Raw genomic sequence first — 20,509 nt, 5'->3', positions numbered from 1 at the left:
GGCACGTTGGCGAAAGCACAACTCGACGAGATCGACCTGGAGCTGCTCGCGGCCTTGAGCCGAGATGCGGCCATCACCAACAAGGCTCTGGCCCACCGCCTCGGACTCGCGGAATCCACCTGCGCCCACCGGATCCGAGGCCTGCGCGAGCGCGGAGTCATCCGCGACACACGCGTCCGCCTCGACGGCTCCGCACTCGGCTACCCGCTGCAGGCGATCATCAAGGTCCGTCTCGCGCATCACACCGGACCCAAGGTCACGGCACTCTTCGACGCGCTCGTCGCGATCCCCCGCGTGCTCCAGGTGTTCCACGTCGCCGGCGTCGACGACTTCCTCGTGCACGTGGCCGTCCAGGACGCGACCGCTCTGCGCGACATCGTGCTCGAGCACATCACCGTCCACCCCGTCGTCCGCGGCACCGAGACCCAGCTCGTATTCGAACTCCGCGACGGCACGGGTTTCCTCCCCCGCTGAACGAGGGGGCAGGATGGAGGGACGCCGTTGCAAAGGAGCACCATGAGCCGTCGTGCCACCCCCGCCACCGAAGCGATCCGCGGGATGAGGGACCTCCTCTTCACGCACGCCACGGACTACGACGCCGCACGCCGCGAGTTCGCCTGGCCGGACCTGACCGCCTTCAACTTCGCGCTCGAGTGGTTCGACGTCATCGCGGGGGAGAACCCCGACCGTCCGGCCGTGCAGATCGTCGAGGCCGACCTCAGCCTCCGCTCCTGGACGTACGGCGAGCTCTCCGCCCGCTCCGACCAGGTCGCCGCCTGGTTGCGCGGCCTCGGCATCGGCCGCGGCGACCACGTGATCGTCATGCTCAACAACACGATCGAGCTGTGGGAGGTGATGCTCGCGATCACGAAGCTGGGCGCGGTGTCGATCCCGACCTCGACACTGCTGTCGGCCTCCGACCTCGCGTACCGCATCGAACACGGCCGCGCCGGCGCCGTCGTCACCCTCGGCGCCCTGGCCGACCGCCTCGAGGGGATCGACCCCGACGTGCTGCGCATCGGCGTGGGTGCGTCGTCACCTGCCGACTGGAAGCGGTTCGCGGATGCCGCCACCACCACGGGGGAGTTCGTCCCGGACGGCCCGACGCCCGCCGGCGACACGGCCCTGCTGTACTTCACCTCCGGCACGACGAACCGCCCGAAGCTCGTGCAGCACACCCACGTCTCCTACCCGGTCGGCCACCTCTCCACGATGTGGTGGCTCGGCGTACGCCCGGACGACGTGCACCTCAACATCTCCTCCCCCGGGTGGGCCAAGCACGCCTGGTCGAGCTTCTACTCGCCGTTCCTGGCCGAGGCGACCGTGTTCGTCTACAACTACGCCCGCTTCGACGCGAACACGCTCATGGAGGTCATGGACACCCACCACGTCTCGACGTTCTGCGCCCCGCCCACGGTCTGGCGCATGCTCCTCCAGGCCGACCTCTCGCGGCTCGCGCACCCTCCGCGCGAGCTCGTCGGCGCCGGCGAACCGCTGAACCCCGAGGTCATCGACCGGGTGCGCGAGGCGTGGGGCGGCACCATCCGCGACGGCTTCGGCCAGACTGAGATGACCGCCTGCATCGGCAACTCCCCCGGGCAGACCGTCAAGGTCGGGTCGATGGGCCGTCCGCTGCCCGGCTACCCGGTCGTGCTGCTCGACCCGTCGACGGGCGAGGTCGTGGAGGACGAGGGCGAGATCGCGCTCGACCTCGCGCAGCCGCCGCTCGGCCTCATGGCGGGGTACTACGACGATCCGGAGAAGACCGCGGAGTCGCGGGCCGGAGGCTTCCACCACACCGGGGACATCGCCGTGCGCGACGCCGACGGCTACCTGACCTACATCGGACGCTCCGACGACGTGTTCAAGGCCTCCGACTACAAGATCTCGCCGTTCGAGCTCGAGTCCGTGCTGCTGGAGCACGACCTCGTCGTCGAAGCAGCCGTCATCCCCAGCCCCGACCCCACGCGCCTGGCGGTCCCGAAGGCGTACGTGTGCCTGACGCCGGACGCGGGCGCGGACGAGGCGGCCGCCGCGCGCGCCGTGTTCGGCTACGCGCACGAACGGCTCTCCTCGCACCTGTGGGTGCGGATCATCGAGTTCGTGCCCGAGCTGCCGAAGACGATCTCCGGGAAGATCCGCCGCGTCGAGCTGCGGGCGCGCGAGAGCGCCCGCGTGGCCGCGGGCGACGAGGCGCGGCAGCACCGCGACCGCGACTACCGCTGAGCGCTAGGAGACGACGGCGACCGGCGCCGTGGGCGTCGCGGTCGAGCCGGTCTTGAGCGTGGCCGTCGTCGTGGTCGCCGGCGCCGGCTTCACGCGCGCGGCCCGGCGTCGCGACTCGAAGCCGCCGGCCGTGAGCATCGCGCGCACGATCCCGCCGATCACGAGCATGCCCGCGAGCGACGCGCCCGCCGCGATCAGCGGAAGCCACTGGTTCGCGAAGCTCGCGGTGAAGCTCATCAGCGCGCACACGATCCACAGTCCGACCGCGCCGCCCGCGAGCCCCCCGGCTCCGCGGATGATCGCGATCGCGGCCACGATCGCGCAGACCGCGGCCAGCGCCGCGCCCACGTATCCGATCGGTACCAGAATGGCGGCCAGGTCTCTGGCCACTCCCAATGTCGTCATGACGACCCCCCGTCCGGCGGAACCCCTCCGCACCTTCGACACTAGAAGTGTCTCTCCGGAAGGCCATCCGTCTCAAGTCCGATCCGGGTCATCCTTCCGGTGGATATCCGCGGATCAGCGCCGGACCGGCCACCGCAGTCGCCGCGGGCGCACGACGCGGACGGGGCGGGTGACGACCGCGTCGACCACCATCGAGCCGTCGGTGGGGCCGACGATCGCGATCGCGGAGGTCTCGGTGGCCTCGGCCGGGGCCACCGGCTGGGTCGCGAGCGCGCGATGCGCCTTGACGTAGGCCGGCACGAGGAGCACGATCGCACCCACCCAGGCGAGCGGGTTGCTGAGGGCCACGCCGTCGAACCCGATCATCGCCCCGAGGACCACCGCGGCGACGACGCGCATCACGAGTTCGATCACGCCGGTGACCGTCGGCACCAGCGTGTGGCCGAGTCCCTGCAGCGCGCCGCGGAGCACGAAGAGCATGCCGAGCGCCCAGTAGCCGCAGCCGTTGATGATGAGCATGCGGTGCGCCATGTCGACGACGTCGTCCGAACCGTCACCGACGAACAGCCGGACCATCGGCGCGCCGAACGCGATGAGCAGCCCGCCGAGGACGATCGCCGCGGCGACCGCCATCCAGGTGGCCTCGACCACACCGCGCCGGATGCGGTCGGGGCGGCGGCCACCGTGGTTCTGGGCCGCGTACATCGACACGGCGAGCCCGAGCGAGGAGAGCAGGGCGACCGCCAGGCTGTCCACGCGGGACGCCGTCGTGTAGGCCGCGACCGCGTCGGCGCCGAGCGTGTTGAGGGCGACCTGCACCGTGAGGGTCCCGATCGCGATGATCGAGGCCTGGAAGCCCATGGGGAGGCCGAGGCGCAGGTGGTCGGCGATGTCCGTGCGGGAGATGCGCCAGTCGGAGCGCCGCAGGTGCAGCATGGGCAGCCGCCGGCGCACGAACTCCAGGCACAGGATCACGGAGACGGCCTGTGCGACCACGGTGGCGAGCGCGGCACCCGCGACGCCCCACTCCAGCGGACCGACCATGAGCACGACGAGGCCGACGTTGAGCGCGCAGGAGACCGTGAGGAACACGAGCGGGGTCTTCGAGTCGCCGATGGCGCGGATGATGGCGGAGAGGTAGTTGAAGAACATCGTCGCGCCCGCGCCGAGGAAGCTGATCTGCGTGAACACCGTCGCCTCGGCCATGAGCTCGGGCGGCGTCTGCAGCAGCGCCAGGATCGGGCCGGCGATGAGGGGGGCGACCACCGTGAGGACGACGCTCGTGATGCCGCTGAGGAGCACACCCGTCGCGACCGAGCGGCGCACGGCGGCGTCGTCGCGCGCACCGAAGGCCTGGGCGATGGGGATGGCGAAGCCGCTCGTCAGCCCCCAGGCGAAGCCGAGGAGCAGGAAGAGCAGGCTGCCCGTCGCGCCGACGGCGGCGAGGGACTGGACGCCGAGGTGGCGTCCGACGACGATCGCGTCGGCGAACTGATAGAGCTGCTGCACGACGTTGCCGAGCAGGAGCGGGATCGAGAACGCGAGGATGACGCGCCACGGACGGCCCGTGGTGAGGGTGGTGGCCATGAAGGAAGGGGCTCGCAGGGAAGGAGGGGATGGATCGAGGGTGCGCCCAGTTTATCGAATCGTTTCGGGCGAACGGAACACCTCGAGCCGGATTGCCGTCGCGGGAGCCGTCGATTTCGGACGAGCGGGCCGCGGTGGTTACTCTGCATCAGTCGACGACGACCGGAGGAGATGAGCGTGACGAAGCAAGACACGGGGGCCATCCGCCAGGGGCAGAACGGAGCCGGAGGCGAGGAGCACCTGCGGCGCGCGCTCAGCAACCGGCACATCCAGCTGCTCGCGATCGGCGGCGCGATCGGCACGGGCCTGTTCATGGGCAGCGGCAAGACGATCTCGGTCGCCGGCCCCTCCGTGATCTTCGTCTACATGATCATCGGGTTCATGCTGTTCTTCGTCATGCGGGCGATGGGCGAGCTGCTGCTGTCGAACCTCAAGTACAAGTCGTTCAGCGACTTCGCGAGCGACCTGCTCGGCCCGTGGGCAGGCTTCTTCACGGGCTGGACGTACTGGTTCTGCTGGGTGGTCACGGGCGTGGCCGACGTGATCGCGATCGCCGGGTACACCGACGCGCTCATCCCCGGCGTCCCGCTGTGGATCCCGGGCCTCCTCGTGGTCGTGATCCTCCTGGCGCTCAACCTGCCGACCGTCGCCGCCTTCGGGGAGATGGAGTTCTGGTTCGCGCTCATCAAGATCGTCGCGATCGTCGCCCTCATCGTGACCGGCCTGGTGATGATCCTCACCGGGTTCTCCCACGACGCCGGCACCGCGAGCTTCGCGAACCTATGGGAGCACGGCGGCATGTTCCCGCACGGCTTCCTCGGCTTCGTCGCCGGCTTCCAGATCGCGGTGTTCGCGTTCGTCGGCATCGAGCTCGTCGGCACCGCCGCCGCGGAGACCAAGGACCCAAAGCGCAACCTCCCGAAGGCCATCAACGCCATCCCGATCCGGGTCCTGCTGTTCTACGTGGGCGCGCTCATCATCCTCATGTCCGTCACGCCGTGGACCGAGTACGTCGCCGGCGAGAGCCCCTTCATCGCGATGTTCGCCCTCGCCGGACTCGGCATCGCCGCCACCGTCGTCAACCTCGTGGTGCTCACCTCCGCGATGTCCAGCGCGAACTCCGGCATCTACTCCACCTCGCGCATGGTCTTCGGGCTGGCGCAGGACGGCGACGCCCCCCGGCTCTTCGGCCGGCTCTCGAAGCGCCGCGTGCCGCAGAACGCCCTGTTCCTGTCCTGCATCCTGCTGCTGTCCGGCGTCGTGCTGCTCTACGCGGGCAAGGACATCGGCACGGCGTTCGAGATGGTCACCACGGTGTCGGCCGTGTGCTTCATGTTCGTGTGGACGATCTTCCTCTGCAGCTACCTCGTGTACCGGCGCCGTCGTCCGGAGAAGGCGGCGACCTCGGCGTTCAAGATGCCGGGCGGCGTGTTCATGGTGTTCGTGGTGCTCGCGTTCTTCCTGTTCATCCTCTGGGCGCTGACCACCCAGCCGGACACCCTGATCGCCCTGCTGGTGACACCGATCTGGTTCGCGATCCTCATCGTCGCCTGGCTGTTCGTGCGGAAGTCGCCGCACCACCTGGAGCGCCACGCCGCGCACATCGCGTACCTGCGCGACGACACGATCCCGGCCGACTGAGCGTCAGGCGACCGACTCGAGGGTCGCGGGCCGTGCGGCCGCGACCTTCGGGGCGAAGACGCGGGGGCGGAGCGCGAGGAACAGCAGCACCATGCCGGCGGCGAGCAACATGTGCCCCACGCCCGCGATGCCGGCGATCATCTTCGTCGACTCCTGGCCGAGCACCGTGAGGCAGCCGTGCCAGACGAGCATCGCCGAGGTCAGCACGAGCCCGGCGGTGTAGGTCCAGAAGAACCAGCCGAACAGCCGGCTCTCGGAGAGCGCAAACGCCTTCTCCAGGAGCATCACCACGAGGAAGACGACGAAGCCCAGCACGAGCAGATGCGTGTGCACGAGTCCGAGCTGTGTCGGCGCCCCCTCGGGGAAGCCGTTGATCTTGGTGAACTCGCGGTAGAAGAGTCCGGAGGCGACGCCCACCAGCATGGAGGCGAACGCGGCGGTGAAGAGCCTGCGCATGGGAGTCCTTTCTGTCTGCCTCCAGCCTCGCCGGGGAGCCGTCGCCGCGGATCCATCGAATGGTTGAGACCGCGGGCGTCAAAGCAGACCGGACTCCCTGGCGATCGCGACCGCCTTCGCGCGGCTGTCGGCCCCGAGCTTCTCGAAGACGTGCACGAGGTGGGTCTTCACCGTCGCCTCCGTGACGAACAGCGCCTTCGCGATCTCCCGGTTCGAGGCCCCGGTGTCGAGCAGCCGCAGCACGTCGAGCTCGCGCCCCGTGAGCTGCACCCGCGGGGCGCGGAGGGCGCGGCCGACGCGCGCCGTGAGCTCCGGCGTCAGCGCCTGCCCGCCCGACGCGGCCTGCCGAACGGCCCGGACGATGTCCTCCGGATCGATGTCCTTGAGCAGATACCCCGCCGCCCCCGCCTCGATCGCGCCGAGGATCTGGGCGTCGCGGTCGAATGTCGTGAGGATGAGCACCGCCGGCGCCGGGTCGAGCGCCCGGAGCGCCGCCGTCGTCTGCACGCCGTCCATGCCCGCCCCCAGCCGCAGATCGCAGAGGACGACGTCGGGACGGAGGTGCCGGGCAAGCATGACCGCCTCCTCCCCCGACGCGGCCTCGCCCACGACCTCGGCGTCATCGCGGCGGTCGAACAGCGAGCGCACACCGGCGCGCACGATGGGATGGTCGTCGACGAGCAGGATCCGCACGGGGGTCACGACCGGCCTCCGAGGGGCAGGTGGGCGGACAGCGCGGTGCCGTCGCCCGGGGCGCTCTCCACGTCGAGACCGCCGCCGAGCTCACGCAGCCGAGCGCGCATCGCCCGCAGACCGTAGCCGCCGCCGGGCCCCGTCGACTCCAGCCGCGACGGGTCGAAGCCGCGACCGTCGTCGACCACGTCCAGCCGCACCGCGTCGCCGGCGTCCGCGAGCGTCACCACGACACGAGTGGCGCCGGCATGGCTGCGCACGTTGGCGAGCGCGGACTGGGCCGTCCGCAGCAGGGCGACCTCGGCGTCGAGGCCGAGCGCCGGCAGATCCTCGTCGGCATGGAAGGTGGCCGCGATCCCGGTCTCGGCGGTCAGGCGCTCCAGCATCCGGGCGAGGGCGTCGCTCAGCGCGGAGCCGTCCAGCTCGGCGGGCATGAGGTCGTCGACGATGCGTCGGGCGTCGGCGAGCCCTTCCGCGGCGAGCGCCCCGATCTGTCCGAGCGCCCGATCGCGGCCGTCCTCGTGCTCGGCCGCCGACCGCGCCAGCAGGACGATGGACGACAGGCTCTGGGCGACCGTGTCGTGGATGTCGCGCGACACCCGGGTGCGCTCGGCGGCGGCGCCGGACTCCCGCTGGGTCCGGGCGAGCTCGTCCTGGAGGGCCGCCATCTCCTGCTGCGTCGCGACGAGGGATGCGATCAGTCGCCGCCGCTCCCGCCCGTCGCGGACGAGCTCCAGGTAGCCGCGGGAGATCCCGAGGGCGAAGATGCCGCCCACCAGCGGCCCGATCACGTTCGCGTAGGTGGTCGTCCCGGTGTGCAGCAGCGGCGCGACGATCACGACGGCGAGGATGAGGATGCTGAGCAGCACGGCCCATCGCCGTCGCAGCAGGAAGCCGGCGAGCAGCCACAACGAGAACGCGAGCCAGACGAACTCCGGCGACAACGCCACCGCCCCCAGCCAGATGGCCGTGAGCCCCAGCAGCCAGCCGGCGGCGAGCGCCCGGTCGTGCGTACGGGAGGAGAGCAGGAGTCCGCCGCCGTACCAGCCGAGGAAGGCGAGGGCGGTCGCGAGCAGCCACGGCACCGGGACCCCGTCGGCGAGGGAGCGGACGACGCCGACGACGGTGAGCACGACGGTGATGACGGCCTGGCCGATACGGAGCGACGTGACCAGGCGCCCCCAGGAGCGCGTGCGTGCTCCCGTCCGCCCTCCGGGGTGGTCGGTCTCGGCGATGTCTCCGGTCGGCATGCTGACATTCTCGTCCGCCAGGCCGCGGCGCGCCTCCATCGTTCGGTCGACCCGGTTCGAATCGCCCGATTGGCGGCATCCGGCCCGGATTCGGGACCAATCGGGCGATTCGAACGGAGGTATCGTGGGGCCGATGTCGACACCGCCCCCGTTCCCCGCGACGATCGCGGCGGCCGTCGACCACGAGCTCGTCATCCGGAAGTCGCGCTTCCTCACGCACGTCGCGCCCGTGTCTTCGGTGGCCGAAGCCGAAGCCGTCATCGCGACGATCCGGAAGCGCGCCTGGGACGCGAACCACAACTGCACCGCGATGGTGACCGGCCTGCACGGGGATCAGGCCCGCTCCTCGGACGACGGCGAGCCCTCCGGCACGGCCGGCGTTCCGATGCTCGAGGTCCTCCGGCGTCGCGGCCTCACGGACGTCGTCGCGGTGGTCACCCGCTACTTCGGCGGGGTGAAGCTCGGGGCGGGCGGCCTCATCCGCGCCTACTCCACGGCGGTGTCCGAGACGCTCGACCGTGCCGCACTCGTCCGTCGCGCGGCGCTCACCCAGGCGACCGTCGAGGTCCCGCACGCCGAGGCCGGCCGCTACGACAACCTGCTCCGTGACTGGGCGGCGTCGCACGGGGCCACGCTCGGCACGCCGGCCTACGGAGCCTCCGCACAGCTGGAGCTGTGGGTGCCCGCTGCCGCGCTTCCGCGTCTGAGCGCCGACCTCGCCGCCGCGTCCGGGGGCGCGGTGGCCCCGGTCGTCGGGATCGAGCGGATCGTCGACGTCGCGGATTGAGGCCTCCCGGCGGTCGCACACCGTCCGACGGATATCCTGGACGCCGCGGTCGCGGAAGGAGAGCGATGTTCGACAGTCCGCTCTCGGCCTCGCCGTACGAGATCCTCGGCGTGGATCCGGCCATCGACGACGTCGAGCTCCGGCGGGCGTATCGGCTGCGGCTGCGGCAGACCCATCCCGACACCGGCGGCGACGCGGCCGTGTTCATCCAGGTCCAGCGCGCGTGGGAGCTCATCGGCACCGCGGAGGACCGCGCCGCGTACGACCGCCGCGCGGGCCTGACCGACGATGGCGGCGAATGGAGCGGCTGGCGTCCGCAGACCGTGCGCACCGACACCCGGCCGCGCGCCCGCTCCTACGGACACCCCGGCGGCTGGCGCCGCGAACGCTACCTCTCCCTGATCCGCGAGTGGGCGGGTCACGGGGTCGAGGTCCCCGATCCGTACGCCCCGGCCCTCGTCCGCGCCGCCCCGCGGGAGCTCCGGCGGCTGCTCGCCGACGCGCTCGCAGAGGAGGCCACGGCCCGCACGGTCTCCGACCTCGGCATGGGCTTCACGGTCTGGCACGACGTCGCCGCAGGACAGACCGCCGAGGACAAGCTCGACCACGTGGTGCTCAGCCCCTCCGGCCTCTACGGCGTCATGTCCGAGGACTTCGGCGGGATCGTGGGATTCCGCCGCGGGGAGATCACCGGCCCGAGCCTCGGCACACGAGCCCCGGTCACGGCGGCTCTCGCCCGGATGCGCGCGGTGGCGAAGGCCGCGAAGGTGAAGTTCGGCGGGGCGATCGTGGTGCTCCCCGACGACGACCTCGCCCAGGCGGTCACCCCGCTCGGCAGCACTCGCGGGGTCCCGGTCGTGGTGGTGCGGCGCAGCGCGCTGGCGATGGTGCTGCGGCAGGGCGTCCCCGGGGCGCGGGCCATCGGCGGCAACGAGCTGTTCGATATCCGCACCCGGCTGCAGCAGACGGTCCGCTTCGTCTGACGGCGGCGACGCGCCCGGCATCCCGGCATGCTCTTTTGAATCACTCAAAACACGTGTAGAGTCGAGCGTATGGAGACGGAACTCGACTCGGCGTTGCGCGACGCCGGGCTGCGTGCGACTGCGGGCCGCGTCGCCGTTCTCGAGGCTCTCGGCTCCATGGCCCATACGGATGCGGAGCGGGTCTACCGCGCTGTGTCCGACGTGCTTCCGACCACGTCGATCCAGTCGGTGCACAACATCCTCGCGGACCTGACGACGGCGGGCCTCATCCGCCGGATCGAACCGGCAGGCTCCGCGGCGCTGTACGAACGGCGCATCGACGACAACCACCACCACGTCGTCTGCACCTCTTGCGGTGCGGTCGGCGATGTGGACTGCGTCGTCGGCGAGGCGCCGTGTCTCACTCCGTCCTCGACGGGGGGCTTCACCGTGCAGACAGCCGAAGTCACCTTCTGGGGCCTCTGCCCCAGCTGCCAGAACGCCGCGTAGGCGCATCCACCGATCCCCTCCCCGAGGGTCCGTTCGGCATGTCCGCGCGGAGAAGGAGAAGACCATGACCAACCCCACCGACGCGGGCCGTCCGGCCACGACGACACAGGCCGGAGCGCCGATCGCGAGCGACGCTCACTCGCTGACGGTGGGCCCCGACGGCCCCACCGTGCTGCACGACCACTACCTGGTGGAGAAGATCGCCTCCTTCAATCGCGAGCGGGTGCCGGAGCGCAATCCGCACGCCAAGGGCGGCGGCGCGTTCGGCGAGTTCGTCGTCACCGAGGACGTCTCGAAGTACACCAGGGCGGCCGTGTTCCAGCCGGGCGCGACCTCCGAGACGCTCATCCGCTTCTCCTCCGTCGCCGGCGAGCAGGGCTCCCCCGACACCTGGCGCGACGTGCGCGGGTTCTCGCTGCGCTTCTACACGACCGAGGGCAACTTCGATATCGTCGGCAACAACACCCCGACGTTCTTCCTCCGCGACGCCATCAAGTTCCCGGACTTCATCCATTCCCAGAAGCGCCTCGGCGACTCCGGCCTGCGCGACGCGGACATGCAGTGGGACTTCTGGACGCTCTCGCCCGAGACCGCCCACCAGGTCACCTATCTGATGGGCGAGCGCGGTCTGCCCCGCAGCTGGCGTCACATGAACGGCTACGGCTCGCACACCTACTCGTGGGTCAACGCCGAGGGCGAGGTGTTCTGGGTCCGGTATCACTTCGTCTCCCACCAGGGTGTCGAGGCGATGAGCCCGGAGGAGGCCGAGCAGCTGGCCGGTTCCGACGCAGACCACTACCGTCGCGACCTGTTCCAGTCGATCGCCGAGGGCGACTTCCCGAAGTGGGACCTCTACGTGCAGATCATGCCGTACGAGGAGGCGAAGGACTACCGCTTCAACCCCTTCGACCTCACCAAGACGATCTCGAAGAAGGACTACCCGCGCATCAAGGTCGGCACGCTGACCCTGAACCGCAACCCGGAGAACTTCTTCGCACAGATCGAGCAGGCCGGCTTCACGCCCGGGAACCAGGTGCCCGGCACGGGCCTCTCGCCCGACAAGATGCTCATGGGCCGGATCTTCGCCTACCCGGACGCCCAGCGGCACCGCATCGGCGCGAACTACAACCAGCTGCCGGTGAACCAGCCGCACGCCGCCGAGACCCGTAACTACCAGCACGAGGGCTCGATGCGGTACCAGTACAACGACGCCGCGCACCGCACCTACCAGCCGAACTCCTTCGGGACCCCCGGTGGCCCCGAGGCCGACCCGGCCAAGGGCATCGAGGTGAACTGGTCGGCGGACGGCGAGCTCACCCGCTCCGCCGCGACGCTGCACGCCGAGGACGACGACTTCGGTCAGGCAGGCACGCTGTACCGCGAGGTCTTCGACGGCCCGCAGCGCGCCCGCTTCCTGGAGGTCCTGACCGGTCAGGGCCGTTCGATCACGGTCGACGCCATCCGCGAGCGCTTCTTCCAGTACTGGACGAATGTGGACGCCGAGCTCGGCGCCGCCCTGCGCGACCGCGTCTGATCCGAGACCCCGGGTTCTCCTCGAAACCCCCTCTCCGCGACACCGCGGGGAGGGGGTTTCGGCGCATAACCGGGGTCTCGGCGCCACGGAAGGCAGGAGTGGGGGGAGGATGGTGGGGTGGCTGTTCCCCTCTCCGACCTCACCGAGATGCCCGCCCCGCAGCACGTCTACGCGGCGGACGGCACGCGACTGGCGACGTATACGTGGGGCGAGCTCGACGCTCCCGTCGTGGTGGCCGTGCACGGCTTCGCCTCGGGCGCCCGCGACAACTGGGTGCTGACCGGCTGGGTGCGCGAGCTGACCAGGGCCGGGTACCGCGTGCTCGCTCTCGACCAGCGCGGCCACGGGAAGAGCGACAAGCCGCACGAGTCCGACGCGTACGCCATCCGGAACCTCGTGACCGACGTCGAGACCGTCATGGACACGTACCTCGTCGACGACGCGTTCTACCTCGGCTACTCGCTCGGAGCCCGGGTGGGGTGGGAGGTGGCCCGCGAGCTCCCGCATCGGATCGGCCGGGCGGTCCTGGGCGGTGTCCCCGACGGCATCCCCCTCGCGCGTCTCGACCTCGACCAGGTGCGCGCGTACATCGCGGACGGCACCCCGGTGGAGGACCGCACGACGCAGAACTACATCGCGCTGACCGAGCGGGTGCCCGGGAACGATCTGCGCGCGCTCATCGCCCTGGCCGAGGGACTTCGGGGCTCCGGCACGATCGATCCCGATCCCGCGGACGCCCCGGTCGTGCCGCTGCTGTTCGCGACAGGATCGAAGGACGCGATCATCGAGGGCTCCCGGGCACTGGCGGCCGCGGCTCCCGATGCCCGCTTCGTCGAGCTCCCGAACCGCCACCACTTCAACGCCCCCGGCTCCCGCGACTTCAAGGAGGCCGCGCTCGGTTTCTTCGCCGGGTCCTGAGCGCGCCGAGACCCCGTCTATGCGCCGAGACCCCCTCCTGCATGCGTGTGCAGGAGGGGGTCTCGGCGCGAAAGCGGGGTCTCGGGGATCAGGCGGTGGCGTCCTCGCGCTTCGGCAGGACCCAGCCGGCGCGGGGGAAGTGGCACGTGTAGCCGTTCGGGTACTTGATGAGGTAGTCCTGGTGCTCGGGCTCGGCCTCCCAGAACGGACCGGCGGGCTCGATCGTCGTGACGGCCTTCCCCGGCCACAGCCCGGAGGCGTCGACGTCGGCGATCGTGTCGCGGGCGACCTGCTCCTGCTCGGGGGTGAGCGGGAAGATCGCCGACCGGTAGCTCGACCCGATGTCGTTGCCCTGACGGTTCAGCGTCGACGGGTCGTGGATCTGGAAGAAGAAGGCCAGGATGTCGCGATAGGTCGTCGCACTCGGGTCGAACACGATCTCCACGGCCTCCGCGTGACCGGGGTGGTTGCGGTAGGTCGCGTGGTCGTTCTCCCCGCCGGTGTAGCCCACCCGGGTGTCGATCACCCCGGGCTGGCGGCGGATGAGATCTTCCATGCCCCAGAAGCAGCCGCCCGCGAGGACGGCCGTCTCGGTCCCGGGGGTGCGGGTGATGGTTCCGGTGTCGGTCATGACTGCTCCTCAGAGGTGTGGGTGGTGAAGAGGGGGCTGTAGCGACCGTACCCCTCCTTCTCGAGATCCTCCGCCGGGATGAAGCGGAGGGCCGCCGAGTTCATGCAGTAGCGGAGGCCGCCCTCGGCGCGGGGCCCGTCGTCGAAGACGTGCCCCAGGTGGCTGTCGGCCCCGGACGACCGCGCCTCGGTGCGGGTCATCCACAGCGTGCGGTCGGTCTTCGTGGTCACGGCGTCGGCGTCGATCGGGCGCGTGAAGCTCGGCCAGCCGGTGCCGCTGTCGTACTTGTCCCGGGAGGAGAACAGCGGCTGCCCGGAGACGACGTCGACGTAGATGCCGTCGTCGTGATTGTTCCAGTAGGCGTTGCGGAAGGGCGGCTCGGTGGCGTCCTGCTGCGTGACCTCGTACTGCAGGTTCGTGAGACCGCTGACGGCCTCGGGGGTCCTGCCGTAGTCGTTCGACATGAGTGGCTCCTTGTCCGACGCCGCTGGCTGCGGCGTCACTGAGGAGAACCAGGGACGAGCCCGTTTTGGTCCCGCGGGGCTGGGAGCGGGCTGAGAGTTTCTCGCGCTCAGCCCGCGTCTCGGACGACGGCGAGGTTCCGTTCCGCGGTGCGGACGATCTCCGCGACCGTGCGATCCTCCGGCCGTCGCGCGACCTTGAGGCCGAGCCAGGGCACGGCGCCCGCGACGCGGAGCCCCGCGCGGACGTGTGCCGCGTCGAGCAGCGAGGCGGACGCGGGATGGGTCTCCGCGATGGGCAGGTGCGCGTCCACCCAGGCGGGGCCGTACGGGCTCTCGACCGGCGCGGCCCCGGAGAACGCGAGCCCGGTCAGCAGCCCCGAGGCCCGGCGTCGGCGATCTGCGCGGTCACCGCGTCCGCGTCTCGCAGCTCGATCGCCGACCGCCCCCAGTTGAGCCAGAGGCCGACCAGGGAACCGGTGGACCGGATGGCCGCGATCTCGGCAGCGAGCGGGAGGAACCCCTTCTCCGGCGTCTGACCGGGAACGGCGGCGTCGCAGTGCTCGATGACGAGCCGGGCTCCGCTCCAGTCGAACGCCGCGACCTCCTCCAGGGACCGGGCGAGCGCGTCCCCGTCTCCCCTCCCGCGGGGCGCGGTGTGCAGCATCACCACCGCGACCGATGCGGCGCTCTCGGCGGTGAGCCGCGCGACATCGTCCGCCACGCGCCGCAGATCCGCCACCGCCGCAGCTCTCCCGTCCGCCTGCGGTGAGGCGAGGCCGTACGACGAATCCTCCCCGAGCCGCCGCATCACGAACGGCACTGCGGTGACCGCAAGGGGCACGGCCGGCACGTGGTCGAGGAGCCAGGACGGGTCGTGCGGATGCACCGCCCCCATCCACGGCACCTCGAGCCCGGCCACCCCGGGGAGCGCGCAGAGCTCCGGCAGCAGCGCGGCCTCGAGTGCCGGATCCCACCGGGCGTGCGCGGGGGACAGCGGATAGGCGCTGAGGAGCACGGGGGTCACTGACGGGCCTCGGCGAGACTCCGCGCGAACCACGACGTGATGGTGGCCGGATGGGTGATGGCCGTGCCGACGCAGACCGCGGAGGCCCCCGCGGCGATCGCGGCGGCGGCGTGCGCCGGGGTGTGGATGCGGCCCTCTGCGACGACCGGGCGCGTGCAGCGTGCCGCGATGAGGCCGATGAGCTCGAGGTCGGGGCCGTCGCCCTTCGGCCGCTCCCCGGTGTAGCCGGACAGGGTCGTGCCGATGATGTCGGCGCCCGCGGCTTCGGCGGCGATCGCGTCGTCGAGCGAACCACAGTCGGCCATGATGAGCGCGTCGGAATGCGCACGCAGCCCGACGATGGTCTCCGCGAGCGTCCGGCCGTCGGGCCGGGGGCGTCGGGTGCCGTCGATCGCCACGATGTCGGCGCCCGCATCGGCGACGGCCACGGCATGCTCCAGCGTCGGCGTGATGAAGACGTCGGCGTCGCCGTCCTTCCACAGCCCGATGATCGGCACCGGGAGGTCCGCAACCGCGCGGATGTCGTCGATGCCCTGCACGCGGATCCCGGCGGCACCGCCGACGAGGGCGGCGTCGGCGACCTGCGCCATGGTGCGCGGGTCGCGCATGGCCTCCCCGGGGTACGCCTGACAGGAGACGATCAGGCCGCCGTGAAGGCGTTCGAGGATGGGAGTGGATGTCATGGTCGCCTCCAGGCGGATGCCGCCGCTCCCCGCAGCGGCGCGTCGTCGCCGAGGGTTCCCGGCAGGATGGGGGTGTCGTGCAGGGCGTCGATGGCCTCGGCGTGGAAGGCCGCCCGCAGGGAGTCCCACCACAGCTCGCCGATGCGCGGCACGCCGCCGGTGACGACGATCCGCTCCGGATCGAGGAGGGTCGCGGCTCCCGCGAGTGCGCGGCCGACGGCGGCGGAGGAGTCCTGGACGGCGCGGACGGCGAGGGAGTCCCCCGTGCCGGCCGCGGCGGCGACCCCGCGCGCATCGCGCAGCGCCGGGTCACCGCCGAGCGAGAGGTAGTGCCGGTGCAGACCGATGCCGGAGCCGAGCGCTTCGAGGTGTCCGTTCCGGCCGCAAGGGCAGCGGAGGTGCGCGGCGCCCGGGATGGGAAGGTGCGCGAGCTCGCCGGCGACGTGATGGGCACCGCGCACCGGACGGCCGTCGAGGATGACGCCCGCGCCGACCCCGGTGCCGACGGCGACGACGAGGGCGCTCGCGGCTCCCGCGGCGGCCCCGTGCAGGTACTCCCCCGTGGCGTGCGCGTCGACGTCGTTCTGCACGGCGACCGGCGCGTCGGCGGGGAGCAGGTCCGCGAGCGCTTCCCGGATCAGGGCGGCCAGCGGAGTGCCCGGCCAGTCGGCGAAGGTGTCGGTCGCCGACACGATCGTCCCGGTGCGGGCGTCGACCACGCCAGCGGCGCCGACGCCGACCCCGGCGAGCACGGTCCCGTCGTCGATCAGGTCCTCCGCGAGCGCGGCGACGGTCGCCACGACGGCGGCGGGTCCCTCGCTCGCGGGGGTCGGCGCCGCGGTGGTTCGCAGCAGCGCGTCCGCCCGGTCGGCGAGGGCCGCGGCCGTCTTGGTGCCGCCGATGTCGACGGCGAGGACGACCTCGCGCATCAGACGGCGACCGGGAGCAGACCGAGCTCGTCGAGGATCGTGCGGATGCCGGCGACGGCCTCCGGCGTCAGCGGCTCCACCGTGTCGGCCATCGCCGCGTGGTCGATGATGCCGCGCGCGTGCATCGCCGCCTTGAACGCCCCGACGCCGGTGGCGTCGCCGGACAGCCCCTGGGGCTGGAACACGATGTCGAAGAGCCGGTTGATGCGCTCCTGCTCGGCCCGCGCGGTCGCCCAGTCACCGCGCTGCGCGGCCTCCCAGAGCCGCACGTAGCCCGCAGCCTCCACGTTCGCCAGGCCCGGGACGACACCGGCGGCACCGACGAGGGCCATCGCGTCGACGACGACCTCGTGTCCGGTGAGCAGCTGCAGCGGGCGACCGGCAGCCTCGTTCGCCGCGATCAGCCGGCGGAACCCGACGTCGTCGCCGGACGAGTCCTTCACCCCCTGGATCACGCCCTCCCGGCCGAGCTGAACGAGAAGGTCGATGCCGAGCTTGGCGTGCACGCGTACCGGCACGTCGTAGGCCCACAGCGGCACGTCGATCGCGGCGGCGATCGTGCGGAAGTGCGCGGCGACCTCGGCCGGCGAGTTCAACGTGTACAGCGGCGCGGTGGTCACGATCGCCTGCGCGCCCGCGGCGGCGAGTCGGCGGGCCGTCTCGATGATGCGCGGGGCCGTGAGCTCGATCGCCCCGGCGATGACGGGCACGCGTCCATCGTTCGCGGCGACGATCGTCTGCAGCAGCCCGACGCGCTGGTCATCGGTGAAGTAGGCGGTCTCGCCGGTGGAGCCGAGCGCGAACAGTCCGGAGACGCCCTCCCCGATCAGGCGCTCGACGAGGCGGGTGAGCGACGCGTGGTCGATCGTCCCGTCCGGGAGCAGCGGGGTGGCGACCGGCGGGACGACGCCGGAGAACGACAGGGCGGGAGCGGGGGAAGGCATAGGTGTTCCGTCTTTTCAGTGGTGGGGTTCGAGCAGCGAGGGCGCGGCCCCCAGCAGCGTGCGGGTGTAGGGGTCGGCGGGGTCGTCGAAGACCCGGGCGGCGTCGCCGTGCTCGACCACGCGGCCCTTGTTCATCACGGCGATCTCGTCGGAGAGGTAGCGGACCGTCTGGATGTCGTGGGAGATGAAGACCATGCCCAGCCCGAGCTGCTGCTTCAGGTCGGTCAGCAGGTTCAGGATCTGCGCGCGCACCGAGACGTCGAGGGCCGAGGTCGGCTCATCGGCGACGATGACCTGGGGGTCGAGGACGAGGGCTCTGGCGATCGCCACGCGCTGCCGCTGGCCGCCGGAGAGCTGACTGGGCAGCGCCTCCAGCGCCGACGACGGCAGCCCCACGAGCCCGATGAGGTCGCGGACCTTGCGGTCCCAGCTCGCCGGGGAGCCGAGGCGATGCACCTGCAGCGGATCCAGCAGTGCGTCCCGCACGGTCATGCGGGCGTTCAGAGCCGTCGCCGGGTCCTGGAAGACCACGGAGAGGATGCGCCCCAGGCGCTTGCGCACCGCGGGGGTGAAGGAGCGCACGGTCTCCCCGTCGAAGACGACCTGACCGCTCGTGGGCTTCTCGAGGCCGATCAGCACCTTCGCGGAGGTGGACTTGCCCGAGCCGGACTCGCCCACGATGCCCAGCGTCTGTCCGCGGCGGACCGTGAGCGAGACCCCGGCGAGCGCGTCGACGTAGTGCGGGCGGAACAACGACGAGCTGCGGGCCCGGTAGCGGACGTGCACGTCCTGCAGCTGGATGACGGTTTCGCTCATCGTCCTGCTCCGATCGGTTCGACGGGCGCATCGTCGGGATGCGCGGAGTAGTAGTGCTCGGTGCCGTCGATGTGCCGCCGCACGGGTTCCACGCCGGCGTACCGGGCGGGGTCCGCGGAGCGCGGCGCGAAGCGGTCGCCCTGCGGGAAGTCCCGCGGCGAGGGGACGACACCGGACACCTGATGCAGGCGGTCGGAGCCGGCCTCGATCGAGAGCACCGCCCCGAGCAGGCCCTGGGTGTACTCGTGGACGGGCTGCGTGAGCACCTCGCGGGTGGTGCCCTGCTCCACGACCTGGCCCGCGTACATCACCGTGATCCGGTGCGAGAGCTCGGCGACGAGGGCGAGGTCGTGCGAGACGAACACCAGTGCGAACCCGAGCTCCCGCTGCAGCCGCATCAGCAGCTCCACGACCTGCGCCTGCACCGTCACGTCGAGGGCCGTGGTGGGCTCGTCGGCGATCACCAGCCGCGGGTCGCGGGTCAGGGCCATCGCGATGAGCACGCGCTGCCGCTGGCCGCCCGAGAGCTCGTGCGGGTACGAGGCGAGCGTGCGCTTCGGATCGAGACCGACGAGCTCCAGCAGCTCCTCGGCCGTGCGGGTGCCGCCGCGGGACGTGAGCTGCTTCATCTGCGCGCGGATCAGCATCGCGGGGTTCAGCGAGCTCAGCGCGTCCTGGTAGATCATCGCGATGTCGTGGCCGCGCAGCGCGTTGCGCTCCTTCGGCGTCATCCGCAGCAGATCCTTGCCGTCGAACAGGATGCGCCCGCGGATGTCGGCCTTCGGATCGAGCAGCCCCATGATCGCCAGCGAGGTGATGGACTTGCCGCACCCCGACTCCCCCACGAGCGACATGGTCTCGCCGGGGCGCACGGTGAAGCTGACGTGGTCGACCACGTCGACGTCGCCGTGGCGCGGGAAGGAGATGCAGAGGTCCTGCACCTCGAGCAGCGGCGCGGCGTCTCCCGTGTATACCAGGCGATCGGTGCGGGCGCCTTCGCGGGCCCGCAGCTCGGCGAGGCGCTCCGCCAGCGGCACCGTCTCCGCGGTGGGCACGAGGACGTCGGGCACGCCGCTGGGCACCGAGAGGTTGACCGCGGTGTCGACCGTCGGGATGACGTGGGTGTCGTCCGGGGCGGCGGCCTCCTCCAGGTCGTGCGTCGACTCCTCCGTGTTCGCGGCATCGGCGGTGATCTTCCTGGCGCGCGGCGAGACCATGGCGTCGGTCATCCCCTCGGACAGGATGTTGAGGCACAGCACCGTGATCATGATGAGGATGCCGGGGAAGAACGTCGCCCACCAGGCTCCGCTCATGAGCAGGTTGCGGCCCGCGGCGATCACGTTGCCCCAGGACGGCTCGGGGTCGGGCACGCCGGCCTGGAGGAACGACAGCGAGGCCTCGAACACGATCGCGTCGGCGACGAGCACCGTGGCGAAGACGAGCACGGGTGCCATGGCGTTGCGGGCGACGTGCCGCACGATGATCCGCGGGGTCCCTGCGCCCATCACACGGACGGCCGAGACGTAGTCCTCGCCGTACTGGTCGAGGATGTTCGCCCGGACGATGCGCGTGAGCTGCGGCACGTAGAGGAACGCGATCGTGAGCACGAGCACCGGCAGCGACTTGCCGAACACCGCCACGAACACGGCGGCGAGCGCGATGCCGGGGAACGACATGATCACGTCCATGACGCGCATGAGGGTCTCGGAGATCCACTTCGGCGCGGTCGCCGCGATCGTGCCCAGCACGCAGGCGACGGCGAGGGCGACGAGGGTGGCCCCGAGCCCGATCACGAGGGAGTAGCGGGCGCCGTAGACCAGGCGGGAGAAGATGTCGCGACCCTGCCGGTCGGTGCCGAACCAGTGCTCCGCACTCGGCGGCTGCACCGGGGAGCCGGAGGCGAGCGGGTCGTACGGCGAGATCAGCGGAGCCAGGATCGCGGCGAGCGCGATGATCGCGAGCACGGCGAGGCAGATGATCGAGCCGAGGGAGAGGCGGCCCCAGCGGAGGCCGGGGACGGAGAGCCGTTCCGTGAGTCTGCGTCGCATG

Annotated in this window: 20 protein-coding genes and 1 pseudogene; 8 read left to right on the top strand and 13 right to left on the bottom strand. The window is 71.4% G+C overall.

What is annotated here, in order from left to right:
* Positions 1 to 6: 6 nt before the first annotated feature.
* Together B2W79_RS02680 and B2W79_RS02675 are read left to right on the top strand one after the other, a co-directional pair.
* Positions 7 to 474: an Lrp/AsnC family transcriptional regulator gene (locus tag B2W79_RS02680; RefSeq protein WP_292786763.1), complete on the top strand. Its 468-nt coding sequence runs from the start codon at positions 7 to 9 to the stop codon at positions 472 to 474.
* A 42-nt stretch (positions 475 to 516) separates the two neighbouring features.
* Positions 517 to 2,226, top strand: a complete 1,710-nt coding sequence (locus B2W79_RS02675) for an AMP-binding protein (RefSeq protein ID WP_292786760.1) — start codon at positions 517 to 519, stop codon at positions 2,224 to 2,226.
* 3 nt (positions 2,227 to 2,229) lie between these two features.
* Here B2W79_RS02675 and B2W79_RS02670 read toward each other — a convergent pair whose 3' ends face one another.
* Positions 2,230 to 2,631 (bottom strand): hypothetical protein, encoded by a 402-nt coding sequence (locus B2W79_RS02670; protein WP_143049293.1) that lies wholly within the window; start codon positions 2,629 to 2,631, stop codon positions 2,230 to 2,232.
* 114 nt (positions 2,632 to 2,745) lie between these two features.
* The gene (locus tag B2W79_RS02665) at positions 2,746 to 4,218 is read right to left on the bottom strand and encodes an MATE family efflux transporter (protein WP_025102772.1); all 1,473 of its coding nucleotides are present in this window, start codon (positions 4,216 to 4,218) and stop codon (positions 2,746 to 2,748) included.
* A 171-nt stretch (positions 4,219 to 4,389) separates the two neighbouring features.
* On the opposite strand from B2W79_RS02665, the gene cycA reads away from it, so the two are divergent.
* Entirely contained in the window at positions 4,390 to 5,859 is a 1,470-nt protein-coding gene (gene cycA, locus B2W79_RS02660; RefSeq protein ID WP_071329376.1) for a D-serine/D-alanine/glycine transporter, read from the top strand.
* A 3-nt stretch (positions 5,860 to 5,862) separates the two neighbouring features.
* Here cycA and B2W79_RS02655 read toward each other — a convergent pair whose 3' ends face one another.
* From B2W79_RS02655 to B2W79_RS02645, 3 genes are all read right to left on the bottom strand, one after another.
* Positions 5,863 to 6,315: a DUF2871 domain-containing protein gene (locus B2W79_RS02655; protein ID WP_025102774.1), complete on the bottom strand. Its 453-nt coding sequence runs from the start codon at positions 6,313 to 6,315 to the stop codon at positions 5,863 to 5,865.
* 78 nt (positions 6,316 to 6,393) lie between these two features.
* Complete coding sequence (locus tag B2W79_RS02650; RefSeq protein ID WP_071329377.1) at positions 6,394 to 7,017, bottom strand: response regulator; 624 nt, start codon at positions 7,015 to 7,017, stop codon at positions 6,394 to 6,396.
* Entirely contained in the window at positions 7,014 to 8,258 is a 1,245-nt protein-coding gene (locus tag B2W79_RS02645; protein WP_292786751.1) for a sensor histidine kinase, read from the bottom strand. The genes B2W79_RS02650 and B2W79_RS02645 overlap by 4 nt, the downstream gene beginning before the upstream one ends.
* 133 nt (positions 8,259 to 8,391) lie before the next feature.
* On the opposite strand from B2W79_RS02645, the gene B2W79_RS02640 reads away from it, so the two are divergent.
* The 5 genes from B2W79_RS02640 to B2W79_RS02620 all read left to right on the top strand — a co-directional run bounded on the left by B2W79_RS02640 (position 8,392) and on the right by B2W79_RS02620 (position 12,969).
* The gene (locus B2W79_RS02640) at positions 8,392 to 9,045 is read left to right on the top strand and encodes an IMPACT family protein (RefSeq protein WP_071329378.1); all 654 of its coding nucleotides are present in this window, start codon (positions 8,392 to 8,394) and stop codon (positions 9,043 to 9,045) included.
* Between the two features lie 65 nt (positions 9,046 to 9,110).
* Positions 9,111 to 10,028 carry a J domain-containing protein gene (locus tag B2W79_RS02635; protein ID WP_292786747.1) on the top strand — a complete coding sequence of 306 codons (918 nt, stop codon included), beginning with the start codon at positions 9,111 to 9,113 and terminating at the stop codon, positions 10,026 to 10,028.
* Between the two features lie 69 nt (positions 10,029 to 10,097).
* On the top strand, positions 10,098 to 10,517 hold the full coding sequence (locus B2W79_RS02630; RefSeq protein WP_025102779.1) for a Fur family transcriptional regulator: 420 nt from the start codon (positions 10,098 to 10,100) through the stop codon (positions 10,515 to 10,517).
* Positions 10,518 to 10,581: 64 nt separating this feature from the next.
* Positions 10,582 to 12,051, top strand: a complete 1,470-nt coding sequence (locus B2W79_RS02625; RefSeq protein ID WP_071329380.1) for a catalase — start codon at positions 10,582 to 10,584, stop codon at positions 12,049 to 12,051.
* Positions 12,052 to 12,168: 117 nt separating this feature from the next.
* On the top strand, positions 12,169 to 12,969 hold the full coding sequence (locus tag B2W79_RS02620) for an alpha/beta fold hydrolase (RefSeq protein WP_292786740.1): 801 nt from the start codon (positions 12,169 to 12,171) through the stop codon (positions 12,967 to 12,969).
* 88 nt (positions 12,970 to 13,057) lie between these two features.
* On the opposite strand, the gene msrA is transcribed toward B2W79_RS02620, so the two are convergent.
* The 8 genes and pseudogenes from msrA to B2W79_RS02580 form a co-directional block, all read right to left on the bottom strand.
* Positions 13,058 to 13,600 carry a peptide-methionine (S)-S-oxide reductase MsrA gene (msrA, locus tag B2W79_RS02615; RefSeq protein ID WP_025102782.1) on the bottom strand — a complete coding sequence of 181 codons (543 nt, stop codon included), beginning with the start codon at positions 13,598 to 13,600 and terminating at the stop codon, positions 13,058 to 13,060.
* Positions 13,597 to 14,064 (bottom strand): peptide-methionine (R)-S-oxide reductase MsrB, encoded by a 468-nt coding sequence (gene msrB / locus B2W79_RS02610; protein ID WP_062637836.1) that lies wholly within the window; start codon positions 14,062 to 14,064, stop codon positions 13,597 to 13,599. The genes msrA and msrB overlap by 4 nt, the downstream gene beginning before the upstream one ends.
* Positions 14,065 to 14,171: 107 nt before the next feature.
* Positions 14,172 to 15,079 (bottom strand): annotated as a pseudogene (locus tag B2W79_RS02605) (DUF4862 family protein).
* 5 nt (positions 15,080 to 15,084) lie between these two features.
* Positions 15,085 to 15,771, bottom strand: a complete 687-nt coding sequence (locus B2W79_RS02600) for an N-acetylmannosamine-6-phosphate 2-epimerase (RefSeq protein ID WP_071329382.1) — start codon at positions 15,769 to 15,771, stop codon at positions 15,085 to 15,087.
* Positions 15,768 to 16,700 carry an ROK family protein gene (locus B2W79_RS02595; protein ID WP_292786732.1) on the bottom strand — a complete coding sequence of 311 codons (933 nt, stop codon included), beginning with the start codon at positions 16,698 to 16,700 and terminating at the stop codon, positions 15,768 to 15,770. The genes B2W79_RS02600 and B2W79_RS02595 overlap by 4 nt, the downstream gene beginning before the upstream one ends.
* Positions 16,700 to 17,644, bottom strand: coding sequence for a dihydrodipicolinate synthase family protein (locus tag B2W79_RS02590; protein ID WP_292786729.1), 945 nt, complete (start codon positions 17,642 to 17,644; stop codon positions 16,700 to 16,702). Before B2W79_RS02590 ends, B2W79_RS02595 begins: the two co-directional genes overlap by 1 nt.
* Before the next feature lie 15 nt (positions 17,645 to 17,659).
* Complete coding sequence (locus tag B2W79_RS02585; protein ID WP_292786726.1) at positions 17,660 to 18,460, bottom strand: ABC transporter ATP-binding protein; 801 nt, start codon at positions 18,458 to 18,460, stop codon at positions 17,660 to 17,662.
* Entirely contained in the window at positions 18,457 to 20,508 is a 2,052-nt protein-coding gene (locus B2W79_RS02580; protein WP_292786723.1) for a dipeptide/oligopeptide/nickel ABC transporter permease/ATP-binding protein, read from the bottom strand. The genes B2W79_RS02585 and B2W79_RS02580 overlap by 4 nt, the downstream gene beginning before the upstream one ends.
* Position 20,509: the final 1 nt, after the last annotated feature.

This window comes from Microbacterium sp. UBA7513 (genome assembly GCF_002478345.1).
Taxonomy (GTDB): Bacteria; Actinomycetota; Actinomycetes; order Actinomycetales; family Microbacteriaceae; genus Microbacterium.
Note: the sequence above shows the minus strand (reverse complement) of the source record. Positions and strands in the feature narration are given on the sequence as shown.